29 protein-coding genes are annotated in these 26,165 nt (G+C 65.8%); 15 read left to right on the top strand and 14 right to left on the bottom strand.

The genetic code is table 11. The features are described 5' to 3' along the window. Positions 1–34 precede the first annotated feature (34 nt). Positions 35–499, bottom strand: a complete 465-nt coding sequence (locus tag ACJJVR_RS17205; protein WP_405406417.1) for a hypothetical protein — start codon at positions 497–499, stop codon at positions 35–37. A gap of 129 nt (positions 500–628) precedes the next feature. Between ACJJVR_RS17205 and ACJJVR_RS17200 the strand changes: the two genes are divergently transcribed. Next, a complete protein-coding gene (locus ACJJVR_RS17200; protein WP_405406415.1) occupies positions 629–925 on the top strand; it encodes an alkylphosphonate utilization protein in 297 nt (98 codons plus the stop codon). Here ACJJVR_RS17200 and cobD read toward each other — a convergent pair. Further along, positions 922–1,884: a threonine-phosphate decarboxylase CobD gene (gene cobD, locus ACJJVR_RS17195; RefSeq protein WP_405406414.1), complete on the bottom strand. Its 963-nt coding sequence runs from the start codon at positions 1,882–1,884 to the stop codon at positions 922–924. The genes ACJJVR_RS17200 and cobD overlap by 4 nt on opposite strands. Positions 1,885–2,062: 178 nt before the next feature. Between cobD and ACJJVR_RS17190 the strand changes: the two genes are divergently transcribed. The 6 genes from ACJJVR_RS17190 to ACJJVR_RS17165 all read left to right on the top strand — a co-directional run bounded on the left by ACJJVR_RS17190 (position 2,063) and on the right by ACJJVR_RS17165 (position 5,981). Continuing rightward, positions 2,063–2,566 (top strand): YbjN domain-containing protein, encoded by a 504-nt coding sequence (locus ACJJVR_RS17190; RefSeq protein WP_405406413.1) that lies wholly within the window; start codon positions 2,063–2,065, stop codon positions 2,564–2,566. 1 nt (position 2,567) lies between these two features. After that, on the top strand, positions 2,568–3,377 hold the full coding sequence (gene proC, locus ACJJVR_RS17185; RefSeq protein WP_405406411.1) for a pyrroline-5-carboxylate reductase: 810 nt from the start codon (positions 2,568–2,570) through the stop codon (positions 3,375–3,377). Next, positions 3,374–3,703, top strand: coding sequence for a tRNA-binding protein (locus ACJJVR_RS17180; protein ID WP_405406409.1), 330 nt, complete (start codon positions 3,374–3,376; stop codon positions 3,701–3,703). Before proC ends, ACJJVR_RS17180 begins: the two co-directional genes overlap by 4 nt. Further along, entirely contained in the window at positions 3,700–4,647 is a 948-nt protein-coding gene (locus ACJJVR_RS17175) for a 2-hydroxyacid dehydrogenase (RefSeq protein ID WP_405406407.1), read from the top strand. Before ACJJVR_RS17180 ends, ACJJVR_RS17175 begins: the two co-directional genes overlap by 4 nt. A gap of 59 nt (positions 4,648–4,706) precedes the next feature. Continuing rightward, positions 4,707–4,904, top strand: a complete 198-nt coding sequence (locus ACJJVR_RS17170) for a CsbD family protein (RefSeq protein WP_405406406.1) — start codon at positions 4,707–4,709, stop codon at positions 4,902–4,904. A gap of 114 nt (positions 4,905–5,018) precedes the next feature. Continuing rightward, positions 5,019–5,981: a magnesium transporter CorA family protein gene (locus ACJJVR_RS17165; RefSeq protein ID WP_405406404.1), complete on the top strand. Its 963-nt coding sequence runs from the start codon at positions 5,019–5,021 to the stop codon at positions 5,979–5,981. On the opposite strand, the gene ACJJVR_RS17160 is transcribed toward ACJJVR_RS17165, so the two are convergent. From ACJJVR_RS17160 to ACJJVR_RS17115, 10 genes are all read right to left on the bottom strand, one after another. Next, positions 5,978–6,256, bottom strand: coding sequence for a protealysin inhibitor emfourin (locus ACJJVR_RS17160; protein WP_405406402.1), 279 nt, complete (start codon positions 6,254–6,256; stop codon positions 5,978–5,980). The genes ACJJVR_RS17165 and ACJJVR_RS17160 overlap by 4 nt on opposite strands. 29 nt (positions 6,257–6,285) lie before the next feature. After that, on the bottom strand, positions 6,286–7,356 hold the full coding sequence (locus tag ACJJVR_RS17155; protein WP_405406400.1) for a M4 family metallopeptidase: 1,071 nt from the start codon (positions 7,354–7,356) through the stop codon (positions 6,286–6,288). An 84-nt stretch (positions 7,357–7,440) separates the two neighbouring features. Continuing rightward, positions 7,441–8,448, bottom strand: coding sequence for a sn-glycerol-3-phosphate import ATP-binding protein UgpC (locus tag ACJJVR_RS17150; protein WP_405406398.1), 1,008 nt, complete (start codon positions 8,446–8,448; stop codon positions 7,441–7,443). Between the two features lies 1 nt (position 8,449). Beyond that, positions 8,450–9,298, bottom strand: coding sequence for a sn-glycerol-3-phosphate ABC transporter permease UgpE (gene ugpE, locus ACJJVR_RS17145; protein WP_405406396.1), 849 nt, complete (start codon positions 9,296–9,298; stop codon positions 8,450–8,452). Beyond that, positions 9,298–10,176, bottom strand: coding sequence for a sn-glycerol-3-phosphate ABC transporter permease UgpA (ugpA, locus tag ACJJVR_RS17140; protein WP_405406395.1), 879 nt, complete (start codon positions 10,174–10,176; stop codon positions 9,298–9,300). Before ugpA ends, ugpE begins: the two co-directional genes overlap by 1 nt. A gap of 78 nt (positions 10,177–10,254) precedes the next feature. Next, positions 10,255–11,568, bottom strand: coding sequence for a sn-glycerol-3-phosphate ABC transporter substrate-binding protein UgpB (gene ugpB / locus ACJJVR_RS17135; protein ID WP_405406394.1), 1,314 nt, complete (start codon positions 11,566–11,568; stop codon positions 10,255–10,257). A gap of 107 nt (positions 11,569–11,675) precedes the next feature. Next, positions 11,676–12,677: a DUF808 domain-containing protein gene (locus tag ACJJVR_RS17130; protein ID WP_405406392.1), complete on the bottom strand. Its 1,002-nt coding sequence runs from the start codon at positions 12,675–12,677 to the stop codon at positions 11,676–11,678. A gap of 185 nt (positions 12,678–12,862) precedes the next feature. Then, the gene (locus ACJJVR_RS17125) at positions 12,863–13,429 is read right to left on the bottom strand and encodes a fasciclin domain-containing protein (RefSeq protein WP_405406391.1); all 567 of its coding nucleotides are present in this window, start codon (positions 13,427–13,429) and stop codon (positions 12,863–12,865) included. Between the two features lie 102 nt (positions 13,430–13,531). Then, positions 13,532–14,236 carry an anti-sigma factor domain-containing protein gene (locus ACJJVR_RS17120; protein ID WP_405406389.1) on the bottom strand — a complete coding sequence of 235 codons (705 nt, stop codon included), beginning with the start codon at positions 14,234–14,236 and terminating at the stop codon, positions 13,532–13,534. Further along, the gene (locus tag ACJJVR_RS17115; RefSeq protein WP_405406388.1) at positions 14,233–14,787 is read right to left on the bottom strand and encodes a sigma-70 family RNA polymerase sigma factor; all 555 of its coding nucleotides are present in this window, start codon (positions 14,785–14,787) and stop codon (positions 14,233–14,235) included. Before ACJJVR_RS17115 ends, ACJJVR_RS17120 begins: the two co-directional genes overlap by 4 nt. 166 nt (positions 14,788–14,953) lie before the next feature. Between ACJJVR_RS17115 and cobS the strand changes: the two genes are divergently transcribed. Next, a complete protein-coding gene (cobS, locus tag ACJJVR_RS17110) occupies positions 14,954–15,925 on the top strand; it encodes a cobaltochelatase subunit CobS (protein WP_405406387.1) in 972 nt (323 codons plus the stop codon). Positions 15,926–15,955: 30 nt separating this feature from the next. Continuing rightward, entirely contained in the window at positions 15,956–17,824 is a 1,869-nt protein-coding gene (cobT, locus tag ACJJVR_RS17105) for a cobaltochelatase subunit CobT (RefSeq protein ID WP_405406385.1), read from the top strand. 65 nt (positions 17,825–17,889) lie between these two features. Here cobT and ACJJVR_RS17100 read toward each other — a convergent pair whose 3' ends face one another. Together ACJJVR_RS17100 and ACJJVR_RS17095 are read right to left on the bottom strand one after the other, a co-directional pair. Continuing rightward, positions 17,890–18,702 carry an NAD-dependent epimerase/dehydratase family protein gene (locus ACJJVR_RS17100; protein WP_405406384.1) on the bottom strand — a complete coding sequence of 271 codons (813 nt, stop codon included), beginning with the start codon at positions 18,700–18,702 and terminating at the stop codon, positions 17,890–17,892. Then, positions 18,702–19,550, bottom strand: a complete 849-nt coding sequence (locus ACJJVR_RS17095) for a glycosyl transferase (protein WP_405406382.1) — start codon at positions 19,548–19,550, stop codon at positions 18,702–18,704. The genes ACJJVR_RS17100 and ACJJVR_RS17095 overlap by 1 nt, the downstream gene beginning before the upstream one ends. Before the next feature lie 128 nt (positions 19,551–19,678). Between ACJJVR_RS17095 and ACJJVR_RS17090 the strand changes: the two genes are divergently transcribed. The 6 genes from ACJJVR_RS17090 to ACJJVR_RS17065 all read left to right on the top strand — a co-directional run bounded on the left by ACJJVR_RS17090 (position 19,679) and on the right by ACJJVR_RS17065 (position 26,165). Then, positions 19,679–19,987, top strand: a complete 309-nt coding sequence (locus ACJJVR_RS17090) for a hypothetical protein (RefSeq protein ID WP_405406381.1) — start codon at positions 19,679–19,681, stop codon at positions 19,985–19,987. A gap of 174 nt (positions 19,988–20,161) precedes the next feature. Continuing rightward, entirely contained in the window at positions 20,162–20,968 is an 807-nt protein-coding gene (locus tag ACJJVR_RS17085) for a GH25 family lysozyme (protein ID WP_405406379.1), read from the top strand. Then, positions 20,941–21,603 (top strand): CPBP family intramembrane glutamic endopeptidase, encoded by a 663-nt coding sequence (locus ACJJVR_RS17080; protein ID WP_405406378.1) that lies wholly within the window; start codon positions 20,941–20,943, stop codon positions 21,601–21,603. Before ACJJVR_RS17085 ends, ACJJVR_RS17080 begins: the two co-directional genes overlap by 28 nt. Before the next feature lie 62 nt (positions 21,604–21,665). Next, the gene (gene aspS / locus ACJJVR_RS17075; protein ID WP_405406376.1) at positions 21,666–23,552 is read left to right on the top strand and encodes an aspartate--tRNA ligase; all 1,887 of its coding nucleotides are present in this window, start codon (positions 21,666–21,668) and stop codon (positions 23,550–23,552) included. Positions 23,553–23,617: 65 nt separating this feature from the next. After that, positions 23,618–24,985 carry a DUF1800 family protein gene (locus tag ACJJVR_RS17070; protein WP_405406375.1) on the top strand — a complete coding sequence of 456 codons (1,368 nt, stop codon included), beginning with the start codon at positions 23,618–23,620 and terminating at the stop codon, positions 24,983–24,985. 4 nt (positions 24,986–24,989) lie between these two features. Next, on the top strand, positions 24,990–26,165 hold the full coding sequence (locus ACJJVR_RS17065; RefSeq protein ID WP_405406373.1) for a DUF1501 domain-containing protein: 1,176 nt from the start codon (positions 24,990–24,992) through the stop codon (positions 26,163–26,165).

Here is a 26,165-nt window from a genome sequence, read left to right as displayed (position 1 = left end):
CTGCGGTCTAGGGCGGGATTGTGACGATAGGGTGTCAGCGCATGAACTGGCGCGCGCAATCCGGCGTGACCGCCAGCACCAGGCTGCCGTCGCGCAGTCCGTCGACCGTGCCGCACCACGCGCCCTGCACGGTGAACAGGCTTTTCGTACCCCGCGCCGGGCGATAGGCGATGCGCCGCCCGGCGGTGTCGAACAGGTTCAGCACACCCACCGCGTTCGGCGCGTAATACCCCACGACCGACCCGTCGGAGATAAAGATCACCCGCCCCTCGTTCACGCGATCGGTGGGGCGGTTGCCGGGCGCGGTCGGCGCATTGGCTGTGTTACCGGCCGAATTCCATGCCGCATGGGGCGCGTTGCCCGCCCGTGCCGGGCTGTTGGCGGGGTTGCCCGGCCCCAGATCGAACGGCAGCTGCGTGCGGTCCAGCACCACCAGCGGCGCGTCGGCCAAGGCCGCGGGGGCAGCCAGCATTGTCAGGAACAGCGCAAGTCGTATCATCCGGGGCACCCTCTTCGCGCGCCCATCATGGCCAAACCCCGCGCCCTGCGCCAGAGGTTGCGCGTCACGCCCGCGCGTCCTAAGCCGGATGGGCGGCATCCTGCGCCGCAAGCCGTGAAAGGGCAGACCATGGCCGACGATGATTACGTCTATGACGAGGCCACGGGCGAATGGCGTCCCGCCGCCGATGTCGCGGCCGACGCGGCCACGGCCGGCATCGTGCGCGACAGCGCTGGCAGCCCGCTGGCGGATGGCGATCAGGTGGTCGTCATCAAGGACCTGAAGGTCAAGGGCAGCAGCGCCGTGATCAAGCAAGGCACCGTGATCCGCAGCATCCGCCTGACCGACGACCCGGACGAGGTCGATTGCCGTCACGACAGCATCAAGGGCCTAGTGCTGCGCGCCGAATTCCTGCGCAAACGCTAGGGGGTCAGGGCGTCCCGGACGCGGGCGAATTCGTCCCGGCTGCCGGGAATGCCAAGCCGCAGCCAGCGGTCGGAATAGGGAAAGCGCCGCGTCCACACATGCGCGCGGGCCAGCGCGTCCTGCGCGGCCTGCGCGTCGGGCGTGTCGTACAGGCGGAACAGATGCGTGCCGCCCACGGGTTGCCAGCCCGCGCGTGTCACCAGCCGGTCCAGGTTCAGCGCAGCCTCGGCGTGATAGGTCACGGTGTCGTCGGCCCACGCTCTGTCGGCCATGGCGGTGGTCGCGATCTCCAGCGCGGGGCCGCTGACGGACCACGGGCCCGCAGCCTCGCGCAGCGGCGCCAGCAGGGCAGGGTCGGCCAGCGCAAAGCCAAGCCGCAGGCCCGCCAGCCCCCAGAACTTGCCAAAGCTGCGAAGCACCACCGCATTGGCGGGCAGGCCGGGGGCCAGCGACAGGTCCGGGCGGGCATCGGCAAAACTTTCATCGACGATGAGCAGGCCGACCTGACCCGCCAGCGCCGCCAGCGTCCGCGGTGACCATTCGCGCCCGTCGGGATTGTTGGGGTTCACGACCACGGCCAGATCGGCCCCCGCCATCGCATCCAGATCGAGGGCGGATGTGACCCGCCAGCCTGCAGCGGTCAGGCTGGCCGCATGTTCGTTGTAACTGGGCGTCAGCACCGCCGCGCGGCCGGCGGGCCGCAGGCGCGGCACAAGCTGGATCGCGGCGGTGGCCCCCGCCATAGGCAGGACATGGTCCACTGCGCAGCCGAACCAGTCCGCCGCGACCCGCACCAGCGCCTGTTCGGCAGCCGCCATCGGCAGTGCCCGAAAGGCCGTGTGCGACAGCGGCGGGACCGGCCATGGCCTGCGGTTGATGCCAGTCGACAGGTCGATCCAGTCGCCTATGCCGAAACGCGCCTGCGCCGCGTCCAGATTGCCGCCGTGATCGCGTGCCATACTGTCCCCCCTGTTCTGTCCGCCCCTGCTAGGGCACCACCGCTGCGGGGGCAATTCGGACTTTACACCAGTGGCAAAGCCGACCACGATATGTTGTAAGCGCCACGACCACCGACCCCCGGTGTTGTGTGGCCACCCAAGGAAAACGGCGGCACAAGACCGCAGCCACAGGCAGGCCATGACGCAGATCGATTCCCCCATGCGCATCGACGACATCCACCCGATCGACATCGTCGAGGCCGTCGCCACCCAGCATGCCTGGGATTTCGACCGCCTGGCCCAGGATCAGATCGTCATGGACGTGGACGGCAAGTGGCGCCGCTATGCGCTGACGCTGGCGTGGTCGCCGCGTGATGCGGTGCTGCGGCTGATCTGCAGTTTTGACATGGACCCGCCCGCGGACCGCATGCCCGCGATCTATCAGACGATCAATCTGGCCAATGACCGGGTCTGGGACGGGGCCTTTACGTTTTGCGCGCCACAGCGGCAGATGGTCTGGCGGTACGGCCTTGTGTTGGCGGGCGACGCGATCGCGCTGCCCGAACAGGTGGACCGGATGATCGGCACGGCGCTGGCCGCGTGCGAACGGTTCTATCCGTCGTTCCAACTGGCGGGATGGGGCGGCACGTCGCCTGCGGCGGCGCTGGAGATTGCCTTGGGCGAAACCTACGGACGGGCCTGACATGACCGATTTCGACGATATCAACGCGCGCGGACTGGTCCTGGTGGGATGCGGCCGCATGGGCGGCGCGATGCTGCAGGGGTGGCTGGCGCGCGGGCTGGAGGCGGGCGCGGTGACGGTCATCGACCCCAATCTGGCGCCGGAATGGCAGGATCGCGGGTTGCGCGTGAACGCCGATCTGCCGGACGATCCGGCGGTGGTCGTGCTGGCGGTCAAGCCGCAGATGATGGGCGGCGCGTTGGCCGCGATGCCGGACCTGTCGGGCAGCCTGGTGATTTCGGTCGCGGCGGGCACGACCATCGCGACGTTCGAGGCGGCCTTTCCCAGTGCACCCGTCATCCGCGTGATGCCCAACACGCCTGCGGCCATCGGACAGGGCATTTCCGCGATGATCGGCAACGACGCCGCGACCCCCGCGCATCTGGATCTGGCCGAGGCGCTGATGCGCGCCGTCGGCCGCGTCGTCCGGTTGGAGGCCGAGGACCAGATGGACGCCGTCACCGGCCTGTCTGGCAGCGGCCCGGCCTATGTGTTTCACCTGATCGAGGCGATGGCCGCCGCGGGCGAGGCGCAGGGCCTGTCGCCCGCGCTGGCGCTGGAATTGGCGCGCATGACGGTGGCCGGGGCCGGCGCGCTGGCCGTGCACGCGGACGAGGACCCCGCCGTGCTGCGCCGCAACGTGACCTCTCCAAACGGGACGACGGCGGCGGGGCTGGCGGTGCTGATGGACACCGATCACGGCCTGCCACCGCTGATGGCGCGCACCGTGGCCGCCGCCACAGAACGCGGGCGTGAACTGGGGCGGGCATGATCACCTTTGACGATTTCCTCAAGGTCGACATCCGCGTGGCCACGATCACCCGCGCCGAACCGTTCCCTCAGGCCCGCAAGCCCGCGATCAAGCTGTGGCTGGATCTGGGAGAGATGGGCGAACGCAGATCATCGGCCCAGATCACCCGCCATTACGACCCCGAAACGCTGATCGGTACGCAGGTGCTGTGCGTCGTGAACTTTCCGCCACGCCAGATCGGCCCGGTCATGTCCGAAGTGCTGGTCCTGGGCGTGCCCGACCCCGATGACCAGGTCGTGCTGATCCGCCCGGACCTGCCAGTCCCCAATGGAGGCCGCCTGTATTGAAAGTTCTTGTCACCCGCCCGATGACCGACCGCGCCACCGCCGCCATCCGCGCGGCCTGCGATGCGACGTTCCGCGACAACACGCCCCTGACCATCGATCAGGCGGGGCAGGCGATGCGCGATTATGATGCCATCATCCCGACATTGGGCGATGCCTTTGGGGCCGACGCCTTTCAGGGCGATCTGCGCTGTCGGCTGCTGGCCAATTTCGGCGCGGGCTTCAACCATATCGATATCGCGGCGGCCCGCGCGGCGGGGGTCGCGGTCACGAACACGCCCGACGTGGTGACCGACGCCACCGCCGATATCGCGCTGACGCTGATGCTGATGACGCTGCGCCGCGCATCCGAGGGCGAACGGTTGCTGCGCGCGGGCGGCTGGACGGGTTGGAACCCGACGCAGCTGCTGGGGTCCGAAATGTCGGGCCGCACCGTTGGCATCGTCGGCATGGGCCGCATCGGGCAGGCCATCGCCCGGCGGGCGCATCTGGGTTTCGGCATGCAGGTGGTGTTCTTCAACCGATCGACCGTCGCAGGGCTGGATTTTCCGGCGCGCCAGATCAATGATCTGCGCGCCATGCTGGCGGCCTGCGACGTGGCCGTTGTCGCGGTTCCGGGCGGCGCGTCCACGCGCGGCCTGATCGGCGCGGCCGAGCTGGACGCATTGGGCCCCGACGGCGTGTTGGTCAACATCGCGCGCGGCGATGTGGTGGACGAAGATGCGCTGATCGACGCGCTGGTGCAGGGTCGCATCGCGGGTGCGGGACTGGACGTCTATGCGCGCGAACCGCATGTGCCGCAGGCCTTGCTGGACGCGCCCAATGCCACGCTGCTGCCGCATCTGGGGACCGCGACCGATGACACGCGCACCCGCATGGGCCTGCGTGCGCTGGCGAACCTGCAGGCCCATGTCGACGGCGCGGCGCTGCCCGACCCGGTCAGCTAGGAACCCCGGGCCGCGACGGACGTTGTTCCAGCATACGAACGTCTGAAAAGGAGACGGACATGAACTGGGATATCATCCAAGGCAAATGGAAGCAGCTGAAGGGCGCAACCAAGGTCAAGTGGGGAGAGCTGACCGAGGACGAGCTGGATCAGATCGACGGCAACAAGGACAGGCTTGCAGGTAAGCTGCAGGAAAAATACGGTTGGACAAAGGATCAGGCTGACCGTGAGATCGACGATTACTATCGCGACAAGTGACTTGACGGCTTAATCAGCCAAACAGGGGCGTCCCATCCGGGGCGCCCCTTTCCACATCTGCTTGATCACCCCGCCACGGCAGGGCACCAAGGGCCGAACCGACCGGAGCGTTTAATGTATTACGCCTATTCCGTCCAAGGTGGCCGTCTGGTCCATAACGATGCTGATGGCGATCTGGCCGACGCGGTGTGGATCGATCTGATCCAGCCCGGCGATGCCGAGATGGCCCAGTTGCGGAAACTTGGCGTCCCCGTTCCCAGCCTGGCCGAGATGGAGGAGATCGAACTGTCCAACCGGCTCTATCGCGAAGACGGGCTGGACTATATGACCGCAATGCTGCCGGGGGAACGCGCAGGGGGCGACCGGATCTCGATGCCGGTGACGTTCATCCTGTCGGCTGATCGGCTGGTGACGGTGCGCCACCATTCGCCGCGCCCGTTTCTGACCTATCCCGAACGCGCCGAACGATCGGCCTTGGGCTGTGGCACGCCCGACCGCCTGTTTCTGGGGCTGATCGAAGAGATCATCGCCCGTCTGGCGGACATCCTGGAGGGGGCGGGTCGCACGCTAGACCAGACCACCGCCGCAGTGTTCGAACGCCAGGCGGTCGCCGCAGCGTCCGACCGGTTGCAGGCCGCGCTGCAGGATGTCGGCCGCGAGGCGGAGACCATGGCCCGCGTTCGTCTGGCCCTGTTGACCGTAGAGCGGATGCTGGCCTTTTACACTGCCACATTGGAGGAACGCCCCGAAGAACGGCGTCTGCGCGCCGCCACCCGCGCCCAGATGCGCGACGTCCAGGCGCTGGAGGTGCATGCCGATTTCCTGGGCGGGCGGGTCAGCTTGGCGGTGGACACCACGCTGGGGCTGATCAACCTGCAACAGAACAACACCGTCCGCATCCTGTCGGTGGTGGCCGCGCTGTTTCTGCCGCCGACGCTGATCGCCAGCATCTATGGGATGAATTTCACCAACATGCCGGAATTGGACCAACCGTGGGGATACGGCTTTGCGCTGGTTCTGATGGGGGCCACGACCCTTGGCACATGGCGGTTCCTGCGCTGGAAGGGCTGGATCTAAAGGTCGTCCAGCAGGTCCAGCATTTCGGGGGGCATCTGCGCCTCGGACAGGGTGATGTCATGCGGGCCTGTGGCATCCGTCACGGTGATCGCATAGCGCATCCGGTCCGGACAGCCGGGACATGGGACGGCCGCCATGTCGGCCAACGCGTCGGGGTCAAAGGCCGCGCACAATTCGCGTGCCCGTGGTTCGGGTTGGGCATCGGTATCAATGCGGCGCGATGTGGAGGCTGTAATGCCGCCAAAGCCGCCATGGCTGCGGATTTCTATGATCATGCGGTCCTCCGGCCCGCCTGATCATAGGATCAGACCGCGATTCCCACAAGTTTCCATGCACGGCGCAGCAACAGCGTCTGCTGGCTGCCCGCGCCCGCCAGAGACGCCGCGCTGCGCAGCGTCTGGTCGGCGAAATCGGAAAAACTGGCCATCGGGTTGTTCAGATCCTGCAGCGTCTTGTACCAGATGCGGCCCGGCAACTGCCACGCGTTGCCGCCCAGATAGCTGCAGAACAAATAGAAAGCGTGGTTGGGGATACCCGAATTGATGTGTACGCCGCCATTGTCGTCGGTCGTGGTGTTGAATTGATCCATGTGCCACGGCTGGGGGTCGGTCCCCAGCAGGTCGTCGGAATAGGCGGTGCCCGGCGCCTTCATGCTGCGCAGGCCGCTGCCGTTGATTTCCGCACCCAGGATGCCGCGCCCGATCAGCCAGTCGGCCTGATGCGCGTTCTGGCCAAGAACCCGCTGTTCGGCCAGCGCGCCAAAGACGTCGGCCACATGTTCGTTCAGCGCGCCGGACTGGTTCTCATAGATCAGGCCCCCGGAATGCTGGATCACGCCATGGGTCATCTCGTGGGCGATGACGGACAGCTGCAGAAAGGTGCGGAAAATCTTTCCGTCACCCGTGCCATAGGCCATCTGCTGCCCGTCCCAGAACGCGTTGTTATAGTTGCGCCGGTGCTGGACCGTCGCCACCAGCGGCATCCCGCGTCCGTCCAGCGAATTACGGCCATATTCCTCGGCGTACAGGCCAAAGACCTGACCTGCGCTGTCATAGGCCATGTCCGCATCGGGGATGCCCGACGGCCCGTCGCCTTCGCCGCGAACCAGACGGCCGGGCAGGGCGGCGCGAAATTCGCCATCATGGATACGGCGGTCGGGGCAGCACAAGTCGGGATCCGGGACGATTCCCTGTGCCGCGGGGGGCATGCTGGCATGGGTCGCACGTTCCACGCGCATCAGTTCATCATGCTGCAGCAGGGCGCGTGCCATGTCGGCGGTGGCCGGATCGCCCCGCAGCGCCAGTACGCGCAGCATATAGGGCGGCACGATGCAGGCGATGGGATTGTGATGGGAACAGCCGAACGACAGGCACATAAGACGACCTTTCCGCGTAGGATCGCCTTACGGTAGCACGAAACGCCCAACCCGCAAAGGTCGGACGTTCACGTTTCATTCACATCAGTCCATGCGCTTGCCGGTATCCTTGTCGAACAGGTGCAGCGCGCCGGGGCGATATGACAGGTGCATGTGATCGGACAGCGGCGCATCCGACGGCAGGGTGATGGTGATGCGCGCATCGCCCGTCTTGCCGTGGACCAGACGCTGCGCGCCCAGTTCCTCGACCGCCAGCACGGTCATCTGGATCGGGCCGTCGGGGGTGACGGTCAGATCCTCGGGGCGGATGCCGATCTGGCCGGCATGGGCGGTGCCGGGCAGATGCGGGACGGCGCTGGCGTCGATCAGGTTCATGGCGGGGCTGCCGATAAAGCTGGCGACAAAGGCCGATGCCGGGCGGCGATACACCTCCAGCGGCGTGCCGATCTGTTCGATCTGCCCGCCGTTCAGCACCACCAGCCGGTCGGCCAGAGTCATCGCCTCCAGCTGGTCGTGGGTCACATAGATCGAGGTCGTGCGCAGGCGTTTCTGCAACTCCTTGATCTCCAGCCGCATGGCGACACGCAGCTTTGCGTCCAGGTTCGACAGGGGTTCGTCGAACAGGAACGCCGCCGGTTCGCGCACGATCGCGCGGCCCATGGCGACGCGCTGGCGTTGGCCACCCGACAGGGCGCGGGGCTTGCGGTCCAGGAACGGACCGATCTGCAGGATGTCCGACGCGATGCCCACCCGCCGTTCGATCTCGGCCTTGGGGGTGCCGCGGTTCTTCAGGCCATAGGCCAGATTCTGGCGCACCGACATGTGCGGGTACAGGGCATAGTTCTGGAACACCATGGCGATGTCGCGGTCGGCGGGTTCGACCTCGTTGACGACGCGGTCGCCGATGCGGACCTCGCCCTCGGTGATGCTCTCAAGGCCCGCAACCATGCGCAGCAGGGTCGACTTTCCGCAGCCCGATGGGCCGACCAGAACCAGGAATTCGCCATCCGCGATGTCGATATTGACGCCGCCCACGGCGCGCGCGCCGCCGGCATAGACCTTGCCGATATTGTTCAGGGTGATGGATGCCATCTTATTTCTCCGTCTCGACAAGGCCTTTGACAAACAGGCGCTGCATGGCGACCACCACGATCACGGGTGGGATCATCGCCATCATCGCGGTCGCCATGACCAGGTGCCATTGCGGCTGGCCGTCCACGGCATCCGCCATGCGCTTGATGCCCGCAACGATGGTGTAATAGTCCGAACTGGTCGTGATCAGCAGCGGCCACAGATACTGGTTCCAGCCATAGATGAACAGGATCACGAACAGGGCGGCAATGTTGGTGCGCGACAGCGGCAGCAGGATGTCGCGAAAGAATTTCATCGGACCCGCGCCATCGATCCGGGCGGCCTCGGTCAACTCGTCCGGGATGGTCAGAAAGACCTGGCGGAACAGGAACGTGGCCGTAGCCGACGCGATCAGCGGGATCGACAGACCGGCATAGCTGTTCAGCATGCCCAGATCGGCCACCACCTGAAAGGTCGGCACGATCCGCACCTCGACCGGCAGCATCAGCGTGATGAAGATGCACCAGAATGCCAATCCCCGGAACGGAAAGCGGAAATAGACCACCGCGAAGGCCGACAGGACAGAGATCACGATCTTGCCGATGGCGATCGCCAGCGCCATGATCAGACTGTTGAACATCATCACGCCGACCGGGGGGGTGCCGCTGGTGGACACGCCCGCGCCCAGCATCTGGCTGTAGTTCTGGAAAAACTGGTCACCCGGCCACATCGGGATGGTGCCCGACATGAAGGCGGTCGCGCTGTGGGTCGAGGCCACAAAGGCCACCCAGACCGGCAGAGCCACGATGCAGACCCCCAGGATCAGCGTCAGGTGGGCGGCCAGGTTCAGAAAGGGACGGTTCTCGATCATCAGTAGGCCACCTTCTTTTCAACGAACCGGAACTGGATCACCGTCAGCACCAGGACCAGCGCCATCAGGACCACCGACTGTGCGGCGGACGACCCCAGGTTCTGACCGACAAAGCCGTCGAAATAGACCTTGTAGACCATGATGTTGGTGGATTGTGCGGGGCCGCCTTCGGTCGTGGCGTCGATCACGCCGAACGTGTCGAACATGGCATAGACGATGTTGACGACCAGCAGAAAGAAGGTCGTCGGAGACAAGAGCGGGAACGTGATGTCGAAGAACCGCCGCACCGGGCCGGCCCCGTCGATCGCCGCAGCCTCGCGCAGAGACGCCGGGATGGCCTGCAGGCCGGCCAGAAAGAACAGGAAATTATAGCTGATTTGTTTCCACGCGCTGGCGATGACCACCAGGGTCATGGCGTCGCCCTTGTCCTGGATGTGGTTCCAGTCATAGCCCAGCCCCCCCAGCAGATAGGGCATGATGCCGATCGTGGGGTTGAAGATGAACCACCACAGGATGCCCGCGACCGCCGGGGCCACCGCATAGGGCCAAACCAGCAGCGTCGTATAGACCCGCGTGCTGCGGATCATCCGGTCCACCGCGATCGCCAGCAGCAGCGACAACCCCATCGACAGTACGGTGACAGAGATGGCGAAGACCGCCGTCACCTGCAGGCTGTTCAGGTATTCCGGGCTGCCCCACAGGCGCGCAAAGTTTTCCAGACCGACAAAGGTCGTCCGGGTGCCGAACGCATCCTCGCGCAGGAAACTCTGGCGGACGGCCTGGGCCGCGGGCCACAGGAAAAAGATGAAGGTGATGATCAGCTGGGGTGCCAGCAGCAGCCATGGCAGCAGCTGGTTTCGAAAGATGGTGCGCTTCATCGCGGGACCTTGGGCCGGGAACGGGAAAAGACCGGGGCCGCGCGTGATGCGCGGCCCCGGCCAAAGGATGTGGGATGGTTACTGGTTCTGGGCCTGGAACTCTTCCAGCAGCGCGTCGCCGCGGCTGACGACCGAGTCCAGCGCGCCTTGCGCGTCCTTGTCACCCGACAGCAGCTGTTCGAATTCCTCGTCGATGACGCCGCGGATCTGGACATAGTTGCCGAACCGCAGACCCTTGGAGTTTTCGGTCGGCTCGTTCAGGGTGATCTGGTTGATGCCCGTGTCGGCGCCGGGGTTCTCGGCATAGTAACCGGCCATCTGTTCGCGGGCGGCGGCGGTGATCGGCAGGTATCCGGTAAAGGACGCCCAATCGGCCTGAACCTCGGGCTGGGTCAGATATTCGAAGAAGGCGGCGGTGGCCGCGTATTCCTCGTCGGACTTGCCCGACAGCACCCACAGCGAGGCGCCCCCGATGATCGAGTTCTGCGGCGCGCCCTCGACGTCGTCGTAATAGGGCAGCATGCCGTATCCGACCTCGTATTCGGTCGAGTTGGCGATGACGCCCGCACGGCTGGCCGAGCTGCCCATCATCATCGCGCATTCCTGCGCATACAGCATCGGGGCCGCGTTGTCCGCGCCGACCGGGCCGCCGTATTTGAACACGCCCTCATCGGACCAGCGCTTGAGGTTTTCCCAATGCTTGACCTGCAAGGGGCCGTTCAGCGACAGCCGCGAATCGAGACCGCCAAAACCGTTCTCCATCGTGCCGATGGGGGCGTTGTGCCATGCCGACAGGTTTTCGGTCTGGACCCAGCTGATCCACTGGGTGGTGAAACCACAGGTAGCGGCATCGGATTCAATGATCTGCTTGCTGAACTGTTCCAGTTCGGCCCAGGTCTTGGGCGGCGTTTCGGGATCAAGGCCCGCAGCCTCGAACACGGATTTGTTGTAATACACGATCGGGGTCGAGCTGTTAAACGGCATCGACAGCATGTTGCCGTCGGAATCCGTGTAATAGCCGACGATGGAGGGCAGGAACGCCGCCGGGTCGAACGCCTGGCCGTGCTGTTCCATCAGTTCGTGGACCGGGACGATCGCGCCCTGGGCGGCCATCATCGTGCCCGTGCCGACCTCGAAGACCTGGACGATCGCGGGCTGCTGATCCGCGCGGAACGCGGCGATCGCGGCCGTCATCGTTTCGGGATAGGTGCCCTTGTAGGCGGGGGTGACGGTGTATTCGTCCTGGCTGTCGTTGAAGCCCTGCGCGATCTCTTCCAGCTTGGCGCCCAGCTCGCCACCCATGGCGTGCCACCACTCGATGTTCGTTTGTGCCTGCGCTGCGGTCAGCGACGCCATCAGCGCCACCGCGGATGCGGTTCCATATCGGATCATGGTGTGTTCCCTCCCTTACAGAGTTGCGATGATGACACCGCCTATCGGCAGATCACGACAGCATCGCAACGCTCATGTGACAGTCTTGTGACGTCAGGAGGGTTGGGTCAACGGGTTTCGTTGGCGTTCGGTTTTTTACGAAGTTGCGCGAATGTTGCGATCAGCGTGCCGATCACCGGGTTGATGACCCGGGTCACCACGGGCAGCAGGGCCAACCCCAAAGCCAGCCCGAAAACGCCGTCACAAAAGGCGGTGACGATCCACGCGACCACGCCCGGTGCGGCGGGAACCGCTGCAGCCGCGGCCTCGGCCCAGTCATGGATCAGGTGATAGGGCGTGCCCCATCCAAGTTGGTCCAACCCGTGCACGATGATCTGACCACCGACCCAGATCATCGCGGCGGTACCGACCACCGTTAGCGTTGTCATGAAGCCGGGCATGACCTTGACGATGCCGCGTCCCAACGCCGCAGCCGCGCCGCCGTCGCTTTGTGCCAGGTGCAGGCCCACGTCGTCAGCCTTGACCACCAGCGCCACGAAACCATACACGGCCACCGTGATCGCGACCGCAACAAGCGCCAGGATGATGGCCTTTACCACCAGACTGTCGTCAGTCGGGATGGTCGACAGCGCGATGGTCATGATTTCCGCCGACAGAATGAAATCGGTCTTGATGGCGCCTGCAACGCGGGTCTCCTCCAATGCGGCGCCATCGGTGTCGGGATGGGTGTGCTTGGCGCTGTCATGGGCATCGGTCTTGTGGAACAGGTGCGCGACCTTGTGCGCGCCCTCATAGCACAGATAGGCACCGCCGAGCATCAGCAGCGGTGGAATGGCCCAAGGCGCAAATGCCGACAACAGCAGGGCCACAGGCAGCAGGATCACCAGCTTGTTGAAGATCGACCCGCGCGCGATCTTCCAGACAATCGGAAGCTCTCGGCTGGCGTCAAAGCCGTGGACGTATTTCGGTGTGACCGCCGCGTCATCGATCACCGCACCCGCGGCCTTGGCACCCGCCTTGGCGGCTTGTCCCGCGACGTCGTCGATCGAAGCCGCCGCGACCTTTGAAATTGCCGCTACGTCGTCAAGAAGCGCGATCAGCCCGCTCATGCAGTGTCCCTTCGGAAATTGGCCCGATGCGGCGCCGTGCCGCAGCCTATCAGCACCCGGCAACGCGCGCGGACGCAAGCGGTTTCACTGCAACGCGCAGATCCAGATGCGAAAAGGCCCGCGCAGAGGGGACTGCGCGGGCCAAGATCTGCCTGTCGGGGGACGGCAGATCGTCTGTGGGCGTCTTAGGACGCCGGCAGCAGCACGGTGTCGACCGAATGGATCACGCCGTTCGACTGGTCCACGTCGGGGATCAGCACGGTTGCGACGTTGCCGTTCTCGTCGGTGATCTGCAGCGCGTTGTCGGTGTCACGGATGGTCGCGGTCAGCATGCAGCCGCCCACGGTTTCCAGCATGGCGGAGCCGCCACCCTGTTGGATCATGCTGCCCACTGCGGAGGACATCGCCTCGGTCGGGACGACGTGGCAGGTCAGGATCGTCTGCAGCGTCTCCAGGCTTTCGGGCTCCAGCAGGCCTTCGACGGTGCCGGCCGGCAGCTTTTCAAAGGCCGCGTTGGTTGGGGCGAAAACGGTGAACGGGCCGGGGCCCGACAGCGTCTCGGCCAGACCTGCGGCCTGCACGGCGGCGACCAGCGTGGTGTGGTCGGCCGAATTCACAGCGTTCTCCACGATGTTGCGCGAGGGCAGCATCTCGGCGCCGCCGACCATGGTGTTCTGGGCAAATGCGGGTGCGCCAAGCGCGATGGTGGCAGCAATGATCGAAGCGCCGACTTTGGTAAAGCGGGTGGTCATGGACTTCCTCCGGGTTTGGTTCTGGGCGTCATTTCTGCGCCCGACACCACCAAACACGCACCGGGGGCAGGTTAGTTGCGCCGACCCCCGGTCAATCCGCGATCACAAGGACGTGAGCGGCGCGATGGCCACCACCGGTCCTGTGGCCTGACCGGTGGGCGACCCGCCCGCCGGTTCGTCCGACAGCGCAATCTGGATATCCCCGGACGGATCCAACCCGTCGGGCAGGGTCATGCGCAGACGACCCTCACGCGGGACCAGACCGATCGACACCGGCGCCGAGCCATCCGGTTCGACCCACCAGATTTCCCAGTCCCGGCCTTGGGCGGCAACGCCGCTTTCCAGCGCGATCTCCATCTCACGGCCGTTTATGCGGGCGGCGACGCGCATGGCCTGATCCTGCGTTTCCAGTTGCGCCTGATAGCCCGGGGTGTCGGCCTGCTGCAGGCCGGGCAGCCACAGGAACGCGGCGGTCGCGGCCACCGCCAGTACGCCTGCCAGCGCCCCCAGGGGGCCGCGCCACCACGGCGTGCGTTCCGTCGGGTCGTTTGCCAGCGGCGGGTTGATGTGGCCAAGCCGTTCGCGGATCGCCTGTCGCGCGCGGGCAGGGGCCATGACCGGGGTCAGGGCCTCGGCCATGCCGGCCATGCGTTCGTACCAGTCATGCACGATGCGGGCGAAATCCGGGTCGATCGACATGCGGTCCGTGGCGGCGGTGGCCTCGGGTCCGTCCAGCAGGCCAAGCGCCAGCTCGGCCGCCAGGGCGTGGTCTTCCTGGGACGGGGTCAGCGGGGCGTCATCGGTCATTGGCTTACGCAATCCTTCAGGCGCAACAGGCTGCGACGCAGCCAGCTGCGCACGGTGTTGATGGGCAGCCCTTCGCGCGCGGCCAGATCGGCATAGCTGACCCCCTCCAGGTACACGGCCCGGACGGCGCCGGACTGCGCATCGGCCAGCTTGGACAGGCAATCGTCCAGCATACGACGCTCCTGCGCCATGATCGTGGCCGATTCGGGGCCCGGCGCACTGCAGGCGACGAAGGCCGCGGCATCCTCGGGGGCGGTGACGGGGCGTGATCCGCGGGCGCGCAGCCTGTCGATGGCGCGGTTGCGGGCGATGGTGATCAACCAGGTCATCGGCGACAACCCGTTCGAGGCATAGCGCGCAGCGCTTTGCCACACACGGATATAGACCTCCTGCAGGGTCTCCTCGGCCTCGGGACGGTCCTTGAGGACCGACAGGCACACCGCATGCAGTTTGGCCGAGGTCGCATCGTACAATGTGTCGAATGCGTTTCGATCGCCCATGGCCGTGCGGGCGATCAACGTTTCCAGTTCGGAACGGCGTGCGTCTGTCAAAACCGGGACATCCTTCCAAGGGTTGGCGCACCTTATGAACGACACCCCCCCGCGTCAACGCGCGCACGGTGACGCGCATGGGGACGTGGCCGATCCCTGCCGCGTCTTGCACCCGTTGCCCGAATGCGCAATCAATGTGGCGATGTGATGAAAAGGGCTGGGGCCAATGCTGGACATGAACGCGAAACCTACCGAAGAGATCGACCTGCGCGAGGTGTTCGGTCTGGACAGCGACATGAAGGTCAAGGGCTTTGCCGAGCGGACCGAACGCGTCCCCGACATCGACAGCACCTACAAGTTCGACCCCGACACCACGATGGCGATCCTGGCGGGCTTTGCCTACAATCGCCGCGTCATGGTCCAGGGCTATCACGGGACGGGCAAATCCACGCATATCGAACAGATCGCGGCGCGCCTGAACTGGCCCTGCGTGCGCGTGAACCTGGACAGCCATGTCAGCCGCATCGACCTGATCGGCAAGGACGCGATCAAGCTGGTCGACGGCAAGCAGGTCACCGTGTTCCACGAGGGTATCCTGCCCTGGGCGCTGCGCAACCCGACCGCGATCGTCTTTGACGAATACGACGCGGGCCGTGCAGACGTGATGTTCGTCATCCAGCGCGTGCTGGAGGCGGACGGCAAGCTGACCCTGCTGGACCAGAACGAGGTCATCACGCCGAACCCGTTCTTTCGCCTGTTTGCGACCGCTAATACGGTGGGCCTGGGCGACACGACGGGCCTGTATCACGGCACCCAGCAGATCAACCAGGGCCAGATGGACCGCTGGTCGCTGGTCGCCACGCTGAACTATCTGCGCCACGACGCCGAGGCCGCGATCGTGCTGGCCAAGGTACCGCATTACAACACCGAGAAGGGCCGCAAGATCATCAACCAGATGGTCACGCTGGCCGACCTGACGCGGACCGCGTTCATGCAGGGCGACCTGTCCACGGTCATGAGCCCGCGCACGGTGATTTCCTGGGCACAGAACGCGCGCATCTTTGACAATGTCGGCTATGCGTTCCGCCTGACCTTCCTGAACAAATGCGACGAGCTGGAGCGCCAGACCGTGGCCGAGTTCTATCAGCGCCTGTTCGACGAGGAATTGCCGGAAAGCGCAGCCGCAAAGGCGGGCTGAGGCCCGCGCGGCCAAGGGGGCCATCCGCAGATGAAGAAATCCGACAACCCCGCCGACCCGTTCAAAAAGGCCCTGACCGAGGCGACACGCGCGCTGGCAGGCGAACACGAGCTGAGCGTGACCTTCAGCGCGGACCCGGCCGGGGTTGCGGGGGACACGATGCGCCTGCCGCAGGTCAGCCGCCGCATGGGCCGCGACGAGGTACTGCTGGCGCGCGGCACCGCCGACGCGCTGGCCATGCGGATGCGCCATCATGATGCGGGAACGCATGCGCGGTATTCCCCCGCAGGCCCGATGGCCAAGGAGCTGTACGAGGCATTGGAGACCGCGCGCTGCGAGGCGTTGGGCGCGCGCGACATGCCCGGTGCGTTGTCCAACATCGACGCCAAGATCGGCGCCGAGGCGGACAAGAAAGGCTATGCCCAGATCAAGGCCGCGACCGATGCACCGCTGTCGGTGGCGGCGGGATACATCCTGCGTCAGGCGGCGACCGGACGCGCGTTGCCCGCCGGGGCGCAACATGTGGCCGACCTGTGGCGGCCCTTTGTCGAGAGCCAGGCGTCAGGGGCGCTGGGCGACGTGAATGACGCGCTGGCGGATCAGGCCGCATTTTCGCGGCTGTCGCGGCGCATCATCACCGACCTGGGCTATGGCGACCAGTTGGGTGAGGATCCCGACCAGCCCGAGGATGACGACAGCGACGAGACCGCCGAGCAGGACGAGGAAGCCGGCGACAGCGAATCGCAGGACCAGGACGACAGCGAAGAGAGCGACGCCAGCCCCGAGCGCAGCCAGGAACAGACTCAGGACGAACGTCAGGCCCAGGTCGGCATGGACGACAGTGCCGATGACGAGATGGCCGACGAGGCGCAGATGCCCGATGAGGACAGCCCGCCCGACCTGCCGCCCCCGGTCAGCGAGGCCAGTCCCGATTACCGCGTCTTTGCCCAGACCTGGGACGAGGAGATCCGCGCCGAGGATCTGGCAGATATTGCCGAGCTGGAGCGTCTGCGCGCCTATCTGGACAAGCAGTTGGAACCGCTGCGCGGTGCGGTCAGCCGACTGGCCAACAAGCTGCAGCGCCGCCTGCAGGCCCAGCAGAACCGCAGCTGGGAGTTCGACAAGGAGGAGGGCGTTCTGGACGCCGGCCGTCTGGCACGCGTGGTCGCGAACCCGACCATGCCGCTGTCCTTCAAGATCGAGAAGGACACCGAATTCCGAGACACGGTGGTAACGCTGTTGATCGACAACTCCGGATCGATGCGCGGCCGTCCGATCAGCATCGCAGCGATCTGCGCCGATGTTCTGGCGCGCACGCTGGAACGGTGCAACGTCAAGGTCGAGATTTTGGGGTTCACGACGCGCGCGTGGAAGGGTGGGCAATCGCGCGAGGCGTGGCTGGCCGCGGGGCGTCCCGCACAGCCCGGTCGCCTGAACGACCTGCGCCACATCGTCTACAAGTCCGCCGATGCGCCCTGGCGTCGGGTTCGTCCCAATCTGGGGCTGATGATGAAGGAAGGGTTGCTGAAGGAGAACATCGACGGCGAGGCTCTGGAATGGGCGCATAAACGCCTGACCCGCCGCCCCGAGGCGCGCAAGATCCTGATGGTGATTTCCGATGGTGCGCCGGTCGATGACAGCACGCTGTCGGTGAACCCGGCCAATTTTCTGGAACGCCACCTGCGCGACGTGATCGCCATGGTCGAGAAACGCCGGGCGGTGGAATTGCTGGCGATCGGCATCGGCCATGACGTGACCCGCTATTACCAGCGGGCGGTGACCATCACCGATGCGGAACAGCTGGCCGGGGCGATCACCGAACAGCTGGCGGCGCTGTTCGACAGCGACCCGCGCAAGCGGGCGCGGGTGTTGGGCATGGCGGCGATCCGGCGGGGCTGATTGCGTCCCGCGACGCCGGGGGGCGCTGCCCCCCGGACCCCCCGAAGGCATCGTTAATCTGAAGGCTAATCTCGAAGCAGCAGGCGGACGGTGCGGCGCAGCAGGCGGTGACCGCCGGGTTGCCATCCGGCGGCTATCAGCGCCTCGCAGTCCGGGATGCGCAAGCGTAAGACGTCGGCATGCGGGGGCAGGGGATGTCCGATGCCGGATACGTCGCGGACGATCGCCAGCAGGTCATGATGGTCCAGGACAAGATCGCTGCAGTTGACGGTTGGCAGGGGCGCAGGTGTCGACAACAGGAGGACCAGCGCTCGGGCGAGGTCGGCGGCGTGAACCTCGGTCGCGATGCGCGCAGGAGTGGGGCGGCCCGACAGGTAATCCGCGAACAGGGCGCGCCATTTGTGCGCAGGGCCCGGACCATAGATGCCGGTGGCACGGATCGCGCAGCCGATCAGGGGCAGGGTTGCCAGATGCGCCTCGGCCCCGGCCTTGACCTGACCGTAGAGCGTGGTTGGTGCAGCGGGCAGGTTGTCTGATAGGCGCATCCCCGGCGGGTGGCCGTCATGGACCGCGCGTGACGACACGAACAGCACCCGCCCGACGCGAGCCTGCACCGCCTGATCGAACAGGGCGCGTGTGCCGTCCAGGTTCGCGGCCACGAACGCCGCCGGGTCGTCGCCCTCTCCGCCGCGATAACGGCCCGGTGTGTGGGCGAATGCACAGTGGATCAGCGCGTCGTGACCCTGCAGGGGCGCCGGTTGGCCCAAGGTCCAGCCGTGGGCGCGGTCCAGCGGCGTGACGTCGTGGCCCGCGCGGCACAGCGCGCGCGCGGCAAAGCGGCCGATGATCCCGGACGCGCCGGTCAGGGCCACGCGCATCAGGCGGGGGGGCCGGGCAGGGCGGACAGATCGGGCAGCGGCCCGCCCGCCGCCACCTGTCGCCACAGGTCGATCAGGGGGCGCAGGCTGTCGGCCTTTGGGTGATCCTGCCATGGTTTTTCGTACTGAAAATGCAGGATGCGGATCTGGGTCCAGTCCCACAGCTGCGGCATGTGAGTCCAGACGTATTGCAGCAGGTTGTGGTGGATCGACAGCCCCTGCCAGTCGGGAAAGAAATCCTGCAGGAACGTCTGGTCCGTCCGCCGCCAAAAGACGCCGGGCCGGTCCAGATGCGCCATCATGGCGGCAAAGGTCGCAGGGTCGGGGCGCGCGGTGAAGACGCCCGAATTCATCCGCCCGAACCCGTCCAGACCGTCATAGACGTTTGGTGCCGCACAGAATTCGGGGAAATCGAACAGTTTGTCGACCGGGCGCAACACGATCGCATCGGCGTCGATGAACACGCAGGCGTCGTAGTCCAACTGCCACAGCCGCAGCTTGATGAAATTGTCCAGTGGCGTGTGGAAATCGGGCTTGCCGCCTTTCAGGAACGCGGCACGTGCGTGCAGTGCGTCACGGGCGTGGGCCTGATCGAACGCGGCCGATGTCGGCAGCAGGTCGGCCCTGATCAGCCGTGCGCCAAGCGCGGAGAGGCGGGCCAACGCACCCGTATCCAGGCCGCGATGCAGCACCGCCAGATCGGCGCGCGTTCCGGTCAGCCGCAGGGACCGCAGCAGTGCCTCGGCACCTGGCAGATAGGCTGTGTTGCTGACCAGCGTCACAAAGGCCTGGAGCGTTGTTGCCGGTCCGTCAGCGGCAAGACCGGTGGGCAGCGCGGGATCGGTCATCGGTGCGGTTCCCTATCAGGACGTATGCTGCAGCCTTAGTGGCAGACGGGCGCGGGGTTTGCCAAGCCGGTGCGGAACCGCCCACCCCCGGCCACGTTGGTTTCGGAATCCAACAGGAAAGTGAACCGATGTCCCATAACATTGAGCCGGAAAAAGACGCGCGCAACCACAAGCCCGCGATCATTGCCATCATCGTTGCGTTGGTGGTTGCAGCATTGGTGTTCTTTGTGTTCACGCCCGGCGTCGATGAGCAGGAGGACGGAATCGCGACATCAGCTCCGCCGGCGGATACGCCGATAAGCGATGCAGGGGGGCTTGGCGAGGATGTCGGCGAACCCACCACCCCCGGTGCGGATACTCCCGCCGATGGCAGCATGGCCCCTGCGGGAACCGCCGATCGGCCCGCCGGCGACGACGCCCCGGCTCCGGCGAACTGATCCACCGACCGTAATGACACCCTGACGCCCGGACCGGAAATGGCCCGGGCGTTCTGCTGACGCAACCGTGACCGGTCTGAGACGATGACAATGCCTCACGGGTTTGAGATAACAGCCACAGAATGGCGCGCAAAGCGCCGCGGGCAGGATCTGGGACCGAAGGACGGGGCAGGCATGAGATTTCTGACAAAGCTGTTGCTGGGATTGGCGGTTGTGACGTTTGCCGTGTCTTGCGGACGAACGCCGCCGCGCGGCGGAGCCCCCGCAGGGTATCAGGCAGCGCCTGGCCCCGGGGCGAATCCCCAGCTGGGCGACAGGGCGCCCCATCAGTGGCGCAACGGCGCGCCCTATGGTCATGCGGTTCATGGCATCGATATTTCCCGGTGGCAGGGCGATATCAACTGGAACCAAGTCCGCAGCTCTGGCATCAGTTTCGCCTTTATCAAGGCGACCGAGGGGGGCGATCACGCCGATCCGAACTTTCGCCGCTATTGGTACGAGGCCGCACAGGCCCGCATTCCGCGCGGCGCCTATCACTTCTATTACTTCTGCCGTTCCGGGGCCGAGAACGCCAACTGGTACATCCGCAACGTCCCGCGCGAGGCCGGATCGCTGCCCCCGGTTCTGGACATGGAGTGGACCAACTCGCGCAACTGCCCCCGCCGTCCCCCTGCGGCCGAGGTCCTGCGCGAGGCAGAGATTTTCATGCAGATCGTCGGCCGCCACTATGGCCAGCGGCCGATCATCTATACGACCGTCGATTTCTATCGTGAAAACCAGATGGGCCGCATGAACGCGGAATTCTGGCTGCGGTCGGTGGCGGATCACCCCAGTGTGACCTATCCGGGCCAGCGCTGGACCTTTTGGCAGTATACCGGCACGGGCATCGTTCCGGGCATCCGTGGTGATACCGACATCAACGCCTTTGCGGGCTCGGCTGCGGATTGGGCGCGATGGTTGCAGGCACGTCTGGTTCGCTAGCGCCCCGGCGCTGGCTGCGGGTAGAATTCGCGGCGCTGTATGTCGGCGCGCCGATGGCGATCGCCCTGTTTCTGCCGCCCGATCAGCTGTTCACCGCATTGGCGGTGTTCAGTCTGGCGGGCATGGCGCTGCTGTGGATCACCGGCGGGTTTCGCTGGCGCGTGCTGGTGCGGGGCTGGCGGCGGATGCCGTGGCGGGAACTGGGCGGCATCGCGCTGGCAACGCTGGCGGCGGGTTGGGCGATCCTGACCGTCGCCCGCCCCGAGGCGCTGTTTTCCATTCCCCGCGACCGGCCCGAATTCCTGCTGATCATCTGGACGTTCTATCCGATCCTGTCGGCCCTGCCGCAGGAGCTGATCTTTCGCCCGCTGTTCTTTCACCGCTATGGCGCGATCCTGCCCGAGGGGCGGGCGGCCATCGCGCTGAATGCGGCGATCTTTTCCTTTGCCCACCTGATGTACTGGTCCTGGATCGTGGCGATCATGACCTTTGTCGGCGGCTGGTTCTTTGCCCGTGCCTATCTGCGGCACGGTTTTCCGGCGGCCTGGGCACTGCATGCGGTGGCGGGGAACGTGCTGTTCGCGGTCGGCATGGGGGTCTATTTCTACAGCGGCAACGTGGTGCGACCGTTCTGAGAGGTTGACTTCCCGCCCGGCCCGCGCTTTGTGCGGGGGCTGAAAAACTGGGGAAAACGCTCATGCACGCCTATCGCAGCCATACCTGCGGCGACCTGAAGGCCGCCGATGCCGGGACCACCGTCCGCCTGTCGGGCTGGGTCCACCGGGTCCGCGACCACGGGGGCGTGCTGTTCGTCGACCTGCGCGACCATTACGGCATGACGCAGGTGCTGGCCGACAGCGACAGCCCGGCATTCGCCGCGATGGACAAGCTGCGCGCCGAAACGGTCGTGCGCATCGATGGCCGCGTCAAGATGCGCGACGCATCGCTGATCAACGCCAAGCTGCCCACCGGAGAGATCGAGGTCTATGCCACCGAGATCGAGGTGCTGGGCCCCGCGGACGAGCTGCCCCTGCCGGTCTTTGGCGATCAGGACTACCCCGAGGAAACGCGCCTGGCCTATCGTTTCCTGGACCTGCGCCGCGAGAGCCTGCACAACAACATCATGCTGCGTTCCAAGGTGGTGCGGTCGATCCGCAACCGGATGTGGGACCAGGATTTCACCGAATTCCAGACGCCGATCATCACCGCGTCGTCCCCCGAGGGCGCGCGCGACTTTCTGGTGCCGTCGCGGCTGCATCCCGGAAAATTCTATGCCCTGCCGCAGGCGCCGCAGCAGTTCAAGCAGCTGATCATGGTCGCGGGCTTTGACAAGTATTTCCAGATCGCGCCCTGTTTCCGCGACGAGGACCCGCGCGCCGACCGCAGCCCGACCGATTTCTATCAGCTGGACATGGAGATGTCGTTCGTCCGCCAGGAGGACGTGTTCGCCACGGTCCAGCCGGTCATTCAGGGCCTGTTCGAGGAGTTCGGCAACGGTCGCCGCGTCGATGCTGACTGGCCGCTGATCCCCTATGCCGACAGCCTGCTGAAATACGGCACCGACAAGCCGGACCTGCGCAACCCGATCGAAATGCAGATCGTCAGCGAACATTTCCAGGGTTCCGGTTTCGGCATCTTTGCCAAGCTGCTGGAGCAGGAGGGCACGCAGGTCCGCGCGATCCCCGCGCCCAAGGGCGGCAGCCGCAAGTTCGCCGACCGTATGAACGCGTTTGCGCAACAGCAGGGCCTGCCCGGCATGGGCTATATCATCTGGCGTTCAACTGTTCCTTCGCTTGAGGAACTCGGATATCAAGAGTTCCATCTCAATGGACCGGTTGCTGAACAGCACTCGTTTGCCGAAGCTCATCGCCGTCGGAACGAGTGGCATGAAAATTATCCGGATGCATGGGAAGCTGCCGGTCCTATTGCGAAAGCTCTTGGTCCCGAGCGCACCGAAGAAATTCGGAAACAGTTGAACTTGGGAGTAGGCGATGCGGCGTTCTTTCTGGGCGGTCGTCCCGACCAGTTCGAGGCCGTCGCAGGCCGCGCCCGCACCGAGATCGGCCGAGAGCTGGGCCTGATCGACGAGAACCAGTTCAAGTTCGCCTGGATCGTCGATTTCCCGATGTACGAGAAGACCGACGACGGCAAGATCGACTTCAGCCACAACCCTTTCTCCATGCCGCAGGGCGGGATGGAGGCGCTGCAGGGCGACCCGCTGGAGGTGCTGGGCTATCAGTACGACCTGGCGTGCAACGGCTATGAGCTGATCAGCGGCGCGATCCGCAACCACAAGCCCGAGATCATGTTCAAGGCGTTCGAACTGGCCGGCTATCCGGCATCCGAGGTCGAAAAGCGCTTTGGCGGCATGGTCAAGGCGTTCCGCTATGGCGCGCCGCCGCACGGGGGCTGTGCCGCGGGCATCGACCGAATCGTGATGCTGCTGGCGGATGAGCAGAACATCCGCGAGGTCATCATGTTCCCGATGAACCAGCGCGCCGAGGATCTGATGATGGGTGCGCCAAGCGAACCCACCAACGAACAGATGCGCGACCTGCGCCTGCGCGCGTTGCCGAAAGAGTGACCTGACCCCGGGCGGCGGGCATGGCATGATGCTGCACAGCAGCAACTGCCGGAGCCTGTCGCCCGATGTCGTCCTATGCCGAAATGGCCGCGATTCGTCTTGGGTTCGGCCTGTCGCCGCACCTGACACCGCCTGCCGATGCGGGCCGGTTCGCCGCCTCTGTCGCAGCGGCCGGGCCGGGCGGTCCTGATGCGGTGACCCTGGACAGGGTCCGCGCGTGGCAGGATCGGGGGTTGGATCTGGGTGCTGCGGCCCGTGCGGGTGATGACGGCGCCCGCGACCGCGACGTGGCCTATCGGCGCAGGCTGGGTGGCGTCTATCGGGCGACAATCCAGGACCGTTTCGCGCGGGCGGTCGATGAGCCATCGGGGTTCGGGGAACGGCTAGTCGGGTTCTGGGCCGACCATTTCACCGTCACCGGCGGTACGGTCTATTGGAACCTGATGACCGAAGCGTTCGTCCAGGACGCGATCAGGCCGAACCTGAACGGGCGCTTTGCCGACATGTTGCTGGCCGCCGAAACGCACCCGGCGATGGTGCGCTATCTGGATCAGGACCGGTCGGTTGGGCCGAACTCTGTCCGGGCGCGCCGGAATCCAGACAGGATACTGGGCCTGAACGAAAACCTGGCGCGTGAGATGATCGAACTGCACAGCCTTGGTGTCGGCGCCGACTATTCCCAGCAGGATGTGACCCAGCTTGCCGAACTGCTGACCGGTCTGGCCTATCACCCCCGTCACCCGGGCGTCTTTCGTCCTGTCCAGGCAGAGCCGGGGGCCGAAACCGTTCTTGGGGTCAGTTATGGCGGTCGAAAGGCCAGTCTGGACGACATCCGCGGGGTCATCGCCGATCTGGCGCGCCATCCGGCGACGGCCCGCCATATCGCGCGCAAGATGGCGGTGCATTTCGTCGCCGACGATCCGCCCCAACCACTGGTCGACCGGCTGGCGGCGGTTTTCGATGAGACCGGTGGCGATCTGGGTGCGATGAACCTGGCATTGGCGCAGGCGCCTGAACTGGGACAGCAGTTTCGCCAGAAGATGCGGCAGCCCTTCGAATTTCTGGTGGCGGCGATGCGCAGCCTTGGCGTCGATGGCCGGCAGGTCCGTGCGCTGAAGCCGGGTCAGTTGCAGCGCCTGCTGTTGCAGCCGATGACCGCGATGGGGCAGGCGTGGGGCAACCCTGCGGGACCCGACGGCTGGCCCGAAGCCCAGGCGGCATGGGCCAGCCCGCAAGGTCTGGCCATGCGCATCACCTGGGCGCTCAGCGCGCCTGCGGTATTGGCTGATCCGCTGCCCGACGCACGTGTGTTCCTGCGCACCGCCTTGGGTGACACCGCGTCCGAGGCGCTGTCCTGGGCCGTCCCGCGTGCCGAAAGCCAGGCCGAGGGCGTGGCCTTGGTCCTGGCGTCGGCTGATTTCAACCGGAGGTGACGCAATGCTGTCTCGGCGGCTGTTCCTGAAATCGACCGCGCTGATCGGCTGTTCGGCGGCGGCGCACCCCTTGCTGTCCTCGGCCACGTTTGCCGCGGCACCGGGCGACAACCGGCTGGTGGTGATCATCCTGCGCGGAGCGATGGACGGGCTGGATGCGTTCCAGCCCTATGGTGACCGCGCCCTTGGCGGGCTGCGCCAGACCCTGTCCCTTGGGCCGGACCATGGCGCCACCGATCTGGATGGATTCTTTGCGCTGCATCCGGGGCTGTCTGATCTGCTGCCCCTGTGGCAGGCGGGGCAGATGGGGTTTGCGCCTGCCGTATCGACGCCCTATCGCGACAAGCGCAGCCATTTTGACGGACAGACCATGCTGGAGGCCGGTACGGGCACAGACCTGGATCTGGACGCCCAACAGGACGGCTGGCTGAACCGGCTGCTGCAGGCAGTGCCTGGGCAGCCGTCGGAAACCGCCTATTCGGTGGGCGTGTCGCAGATGCGCGTCCTGCAGGGGCAGGCGCCGACCAAAAGCTGGACCCCCAAGGCCCAGATGGACCTCAGCCCGCAGGCGCAGCAGCTGTTGACGCGCATCTATCACGACGACCCGCTGTTTCGCGACGCCAGCGCGCAGGCGATGGAGATCGTGGCCAGCCTGTCGCCGGACCTTGCCACCGGCAAACCCGGACAGGACCACCTTGAGATTGCACGCTTTGCCGCCGACCGGCTGAACGGCCAGACGCGGATCGCCAGCTTCTCCATCGGCGGGTGGGACACGCATGCGGGGCAGGCGGTGTCGCTGACACGGATGTTGCAGCGGCTGGCTGACACGATCCTGACGTTGAAGGCCGATCTGGGTGCGAACTGGGACCGCACGACAGTCATGGCGATGACCGAATTCGGCCGCACGGTGCGCGAGAACGGATCGGCTGGGACGGACCATGGTACCGGGGGTGCGCTGCTGGTGGCTGGCGGTGCGGTGCGGGGCGGGCGCGCAATGGGCGATTGGCCGGGACTGGCCGAGGGGGACCTGTACGATGGGCGCGACCTGATGCCCCTGCGCGACATTCGCGCCTATGCGGCCTGGGCCATGCACGCCAAATTCGGCATCGATCGCAGCACGCTGGAGGGACTGGTGTTTCCCGGCCTGGACATGGGGTCCGATCCGCGGATGACCGCCTGA

It is taken from the genome of Paracoccus sp. Ld10, assembly GCF_045064235.1.
In the GTDB taxonomy this organism is placed as follows: Bacteria; Pseudomonadota; Alphaproteobacteria; order Rhodobacterales; family Rhodobacteraceae; genus Paracoccus.
This window is presented reverse-complemented; position numbering and strand designations above follow the sequence as displayed.